Annotated in this window: 4 protein-coding genes; all 4 read left to right on the top strand. The window is 52.6% G+C overall.

Annotated features, from left to right (window positions below; translation table 11 throughout):
* Window positions 1-200: 200 nt before the first annotated feature.
* The 4 genes from QZQ08_RS09495 to QZQ08_RS09480 all read left to right on the top strand — a co-directional run bounded on the left by QZQ08_RS09495 (window position 201) and on the right by QZQ08_RS09480 (window position 5,079).
* Window positions 201-1,757, top strand: coding sequence for an AbgT family transporter (locus QZQ08_RS09495; protein WP_296331336.1), 1,557 nt, complete (start codon window positions 201-203; stop codon window positions 1,755-1,757).
* Window positions 1,758-1,836: 79 nt separating this feature from the next.
* A complete protein-coding gene (gene pepT / locus QZQ08_RS09490; RefSeq protein WP_296331334.1) occupies window positions 1,837-3,096 on the top strand; it encodes a peptidase T in 1,260 nt (419 codons plus the stop codon).
* A gap of 268 nt (window positions 3,097-3,364) precedes the next feature.
* Entirely contained in the window at window positions 3,365-4,471 is a 1,107-nt protein-coding gene (locus QZQ08_RS09485) for a lactate oxidase (protein WP_296331330.1), read from the top strand.
* 14 nt (window positions 4,472-4,485) lie between these two features.
* Window positions 4,486-5,079 (top strand): DUF6803 family protein, encoded by a 594-nt coding sequence (locus QZQ08_RS09480; protein WP_296331328.1) that lies wholly within the window; start codon window positions 4,486-4,488, stop codon window positions 5,077-5,079.
* The last annotated feature ends 854 nt before the right edge of the window (window positions 5,080-5,933 follow it).

Raw genomic sequence — 5,933 nt, 5'->3', positions numbered from 1 at the left:
TACCTGTCTTTACCTACGTATGATTTGGAATCCCCCAAAAATACGTGAAGAACCTATTTTTTGCTCCCTTGCCGGTAAGCCCTCTTTTTTGGCCTGTCGACGCTGTCCAGCCATTATAGAAAGGAGGCCCATCAAAGTTCGTTTACTGCCTGTCCCCACCTTATTTTGACCTATTTCTGACAAGCAAAGGAGGAGTTCTCATGAGTCAGCCCCAACAGCCCGCTCAAGAACCTGTCGGCGGTTTCCTTGGTTTTATCGAGCGCGTCGGCAACCGCATCCCCGACATTACAATGCTGTTTATTGCGGCGTTTTTTATTACCTGCATCTTATCCGCGTTCTTGTCCCAGTTCCATTTCGGCTATATCCATCCTACGACAGGCAAGGAAATCATGGTCACAAACATGCTCGCCCCAAAGAGCCTTGTTACCCTGATGACCAAGATGGTTTCAAACTTTGCCGGTTTTCCGCCCCTGGGCATGGTCATCGTTGCCACGCTTGGCATCGGCATTGCCCAGGGCTCGGGGTATATCAATACAGGCCTTAAAAAGATTCTTTCCGTGACGCCGCGTTTTCTCATGACGCCCATCGTGATCGTTGTCGGTATGCTGAGCCATTTGGCGCCGGACAGCGGGTACATGATCATTATCCCGATTGCGGCCTATCTCTTTTACGCCTCGGGAAAACACCCCCTTGCCGGCGTAGCCGCTTCCTTTGCCGGGATTGCCGGTGCGTTTGCGGCAAACTACACGCCTTCTGCCATTGACCCCGTCATCCAGGGCTTTACCCAGATGGCAGCCCAGCTCATCGATCCTTCTTATGAAGTGAACGTCCTGTGCAACTATTTCTTTGCCTTTGCCGCCACATTTCCCATCATCCTCGTTTGCTGGTGGGTGACGGAACATGTCACCGAACCGTGGTGCCGTAAGGCCTGCCCCCTTGATGCGGATATCGATGCGTCCGAAGACGCCATGAAGCCCATCACGCCGCGGGAAAACCGCTCCTTTGCTGTGGCTTCCTTCGTACTCATCCTCATGCTGGTCGGCCTCTTTGCTGCCCTTATCCCGGAAAATTCCCTCTTCCGCGACCCTGCTGGCAACATTGCCAGTTTCAAGGCTCCTGTGATGCAGTCCATCGTGGCCATCATCTTCCTCTTGTGTGCCGTCCCGGGCATTGTCTATGGCATCATGAGCGGGACCTTTCGGTCCAGTAAGGACTTTACCCACTCCATGGAAGAAATCACTCATACCCTGGTCCAGCTCATCGTCTTTTATTTCTTTGCCGCCCAGTTCATGTATGCCTTTGGTGCCTCAAACCTGGGGGCCCTCATCGCCATTGCGGGAGCGGAATTCCTGAAATCCCTTGCCCTGCCGCCGCAGATCACCGTCTTTGGCATCATCGTCTTTGTTGCCATCCTGAACCTGCTTATTACGTCGGCATCGGCCAAATGGTCCATCCTGGCTCCGATTTTTGTCCCCATGCTTATGAGCGTCGGCATCGCGCCGGAACTGACGCAGGTCGCCTTCCGTATTTCTGACTCGGCCGTCAACGTCTGCACGCCTATGTTTGCCTTTTATCCGCTGATCATCATCTACTGCCAAAAATACTACAAGAAGACCGGGGTTGGGACCCTGTCAAGCCTCATGCTGCCCTATACCATTGCCCTTCTTGTCACGCTCACCGTCCTGCTTTATGTCTTCTGGTTCCTCGGCATTCCGCTTGGGTTCCAAGGGGCCTATATATATCCGAGACCGATGTAAGGCATGCTCAGTCCCCCAATTGGGCTGAGCTGCGGGAAATGATTCCTATCGCATAATCTACCTAAGGAGGCAATCATTGATGGAAATTCGTGAAACCCTTGTCAATCGCTTTTATGACTATGTCGCCATCCCGTCCCAAAGCTGCGCCAATGGGGGTACCAAGGTCCCCAGCACGGAAGGACAGTGGGATATGGCGCGGGCCGTCCAAAAGGACCTGGAACGCCTGGGGCTTTTGGACATCCATCTAAGTGAATACGGCGTCCTGACGGCTCACCTGCCGGCTCATCTGCCTGCAGGATCCACCAAAAAGGTTCCTGCCGTGGGCTTTTGCACGCACCTAGATACAGTGGACGTCAACCTTTCCCCTGTGGTCCATCCTCATATGGTCAAGAACTACGACGGTAAGGACATCGTCCTGAACGCGGATCCAAAGATCATCATGACCACCAAGGACCATCCGGAACTCCTGCGCTATCAAGGCGATGACCTCATCGTGACCGATGGCACGAGCGTCCTTGCAAGTGACAACAAAGCCGCCATCACAAACGTGGTCACCGCCCTCGAGACCCTGACCCGTGATCCTTCCCTTTATCACGGCGATATTTATGTTGCTTTTGTACCCGATGAGGAAGTGGGCTTATTTGGGTCAAAGCATATTGACTTCAGCCGTTTTCCTGTCGATTTTGCCTATACCATTGACTGCTGCGAACTCGGAGAAGTCGTCTATGAGACCTTTAACGCCGGCAGCGGCAAAGTGACCATCCACGGCGTCAGCGCCCATCCCATGAGTGCCAAAGGCGTCCTCGTCAACCCGACCCTTCTGGCCGTTGACTTCATCAACCTTTTTGACCGTAAGGAAACCCCGGAGTGCACAGAAGGCAAGGAAGGTTATATTTGGTGCCAAGCCGTCCAGTCTAACCAGTCCACCGCCGTTGTGACCCTCAATATCCGCGACCATGACAAAGCCCGCTATGAAGCGCGCAAAGCCCTCATCAGGGAAAACGTCGAACGCCTTAAGAAAATGGAACCGCGGGCCCAGGTCGAATTGGAACTTGTTGACGTCTACGGCAATATCGCCGACGCCGTCACGGACGAAAACCATAAAGCCATCGATTACATCTACGACGCCATGAAGGAATTGGGCATCACGCCAAAGACCATCGCCATGCGCGGTGGGACCGATGGCTCCTACATCTCAACGCAAAAAATCATGACCCCGAACTACTTTACGGGCGGTATGAACTTCCATTCCCGTTTTGAGTTCCTGCCCGTCAGCTCCTTTGTGAAAAGCTATGAAATGACCATGAAACTCTTGGAACTCATTGTGAAAAACGCCTGATAACGCATCAGACCGTGAGGAAATCCCCCTTTCCCCACGGTTCTTTTTTTATGGGAAAAAGGGGAGAGCCATCAAGGTCATTCATTTGCAAAATAGCGTGAGCCTACTATGGCTATTTGTTAAAAACTGTACAAAATAAAGAAAAAATCTGTGAAGACTTTGCAAACCGAAAGCACGCGTATTGACTCATATACCTAATACGGGTATCATAACGAAGGACTTTCCTAGGAATTCTATTATATGCTTACAAGCAAGGAGGCACGCCATCATGACGTATTATACAAGTATGGAAGAACACCCGATTGAAATCCTGAACCTACCTTCTTTGGAAGAACGGGTCAAGGCCAATCTGGATCGGGGCGCCTTTGGATATATCCGCGGCGGTTCCGAGGATGAATGGACGCTGCGCGAAAATACGAGGGCCTTTGATGACCTGCAGATCATTCCTCGGGTTCTCCAGGGACTGAGTGGGGCCGATCTTAGCACTTCGATTTTTGGGATTCCCCTCAAGACCCCTGTGATCGAAGCGCCTTCAGCCGCCCATGGCCTGGCCCATGTCAAAGGGGAAGTCGATACGGCCATCGGGACAGCTATGGCAGGTTCCCTGTTTTCCCTGAGCACCTACGGCAGCACAGATCTTACGGAAGTCGCCGCTGCCGCGCCCGGCGCACCGCAGTTTTTTCAGCTCTATATGAGCAAGGATGATGGGTTTAACGCTTTTCTCGTCAATAAAGCCGTCAAGGCAGGCGTCAAAGCCATCATCCTCACCGTGGATTCGACCCTGGGCGGCTATCGTGAAGAGGACGTGCGCAATCACTTCCAGTTCCCGCTGCCTATGCCAAACCTTGCCGCCTATTCTTCCCAAGACGGAGCCGGCAAAGGCATTGCCGAGATCTACGCCGCGGCAAAACAGGACTTTGTCCCTTCCGATATTGAAAAGATCAAGGCCCTGTCCGGGCTGCCGGTCCTCGTCAAAGGCATCCAGTCACCGGAGGACGCGGAGCTGGCCATCAAGGCCGGTGCCGACGGCATTTGGGTCTCTAACCATGGCGGCCGGCAGCTGAATGGGGGACCTGCATCCATTACAGTCCTTCCAAGCATTGCCTCCGTGGTCAATCACCGCGTTCCCATCGTCTTTGACAGCGGTGTCCGCCGCGGCAGCCATGTCTTCAAGGCCCTTGCAAGCGGAGCCGATCTCGTGGCCCTGGGACGACCCCTGATCTACGGCTTGAACCTCGGCGGCGCCGAAGGCGTCAAATCCGTCTTTGATCAGATAAACCATGAGCTATCCATCGTCATGCAGCTGGCAGGCACCAAGGACATAGAAGCCATCAAGCACGCCCCCTTGCTGCATCAAGCTGCATCTCTTGCGTGAAAGGAGCCTCCCCAATGATTATGACCCATTACATGGAGCTCTTAAGCCTCCATTCCCCCTGGTTTTTGATTCTCTTTATGGTTGTCCCCGTGGTCTTCATCGAAACCATTTTCGTAGCGGAAGCCTTCAGCCTCTTAGCAAACGGCAAAGAAACGGGAAAATGGAGGACGCTCTCCCACCGAGGCGGTCTCTTTTTTAGCCTCTATTTCATCGTGGCCGCCCTCTATCTAGTTACGCGCTATATCCCGACCATTGAGTGGCGGGGACCCATCGACATGATTGCAGTCTGGTCCTACGTCCTTGGCATCATTCCGGCCTTTCTGCTTCTTTTCACGGAGCTCGGCTTTATCGGCAACGGCCCTGACGCCAAGAAAAATGCCAAATCCCATATCTTCATCTTGCTGCTCTTTGTCTTTTTCACCCATGCTGCCATGGTCTTTGGTATGGTCGATCCCCGTCTTGGCGGCTATGAAGTTTCTGCTCCCATGCATCAGGACATGCAGATGGATTCTGGCTTCCCGCATGGCGCCATGATGAACGGCGCGCGGCAAGGCGGCCCCCAACAAGCTCCCCTCAATGGCTCTTACGGCTGCGGGCAAACTCCCTGACGGGTCAGCATAAAACCCCTTCCAATCAAAACGGCTTTTATCCGTTCGTAGATGAGCAAAAACGCCATCAGCTGCCAGACGCCTCTTTTGTGGCAAGGTTCAGGCCCTTTTTTCCGCCCCTTTACAGATGGATTCCAGATGAAGGCGCGCGGCAACAACCTAAAGGAGCCGGGGATACCCTAAAAGAAAACAGCCATGCATTGATCGGGGCAAATGGAGCCTGTCAGCGTGGTCCTGCCCTTTTGGATACAACTGGATAAGATCGTCTCCCGCAGCTTATTTGGCAGCTGCGGGATTTTTGTGTAGCTAAATGGCTAAAAGGGCCCATAGGGAAGTGCTATCGGTGAATGGATAGACATAGATGATGCACGAAAGAAAGGAAGCCAGGGGTGTTCACGGCTTTCTTTACTTTGTTCAAATAGGGAATGAACGAAATGTCTTAGTCTGTCAGCCTCATGATAAATGAATGGCTGGTCGCAATCATATTCTTTTCTTTCGTGATAAGAAAGGAAATCCTGATAACACATTTGCGGCTTGCCCTTTAGGATACATGCCTCAGGGGCAGTGACGGCGGCTCCGTCTTACTTAAGGCGAGGGGCCATCAAGTGGGCGTTATATGACTTCCTTACTGGTGGTGGATGGGGTCCCAGTTTTTAGAGCAGCATTTCCGCACGAACAGTGGTAAGAAAGATGTTTTCGGGCGAATCAATTTGGCCCCCTCCCGTAGGGCGGTTTGGGGCCGGACGCATAATTTTTTCCCTGTTTAATTGTTAGCTCAATCCTGTCCCGTTCTAAGCAAAAAATGTTTCTCGGTAGGGAAAAATAGTCCTTGCAAAATAAAGGGGAGACCCCTA

This window comes from uncultured Acidaminococcus sp. (assembly GCA_900538365.1).
In the GTDB taxonomy this organism is placed as follows: Bacteria; Bacillota; Negativicutes; order Acidaminococcales; family Acidaminococcaceae; genus Acidaminococcus.
The sequence above is the reverse complement of the archived record's forward strand: the minus strand, read 5'-3'. Positions and strand labels throughout refer to the sequence as shown.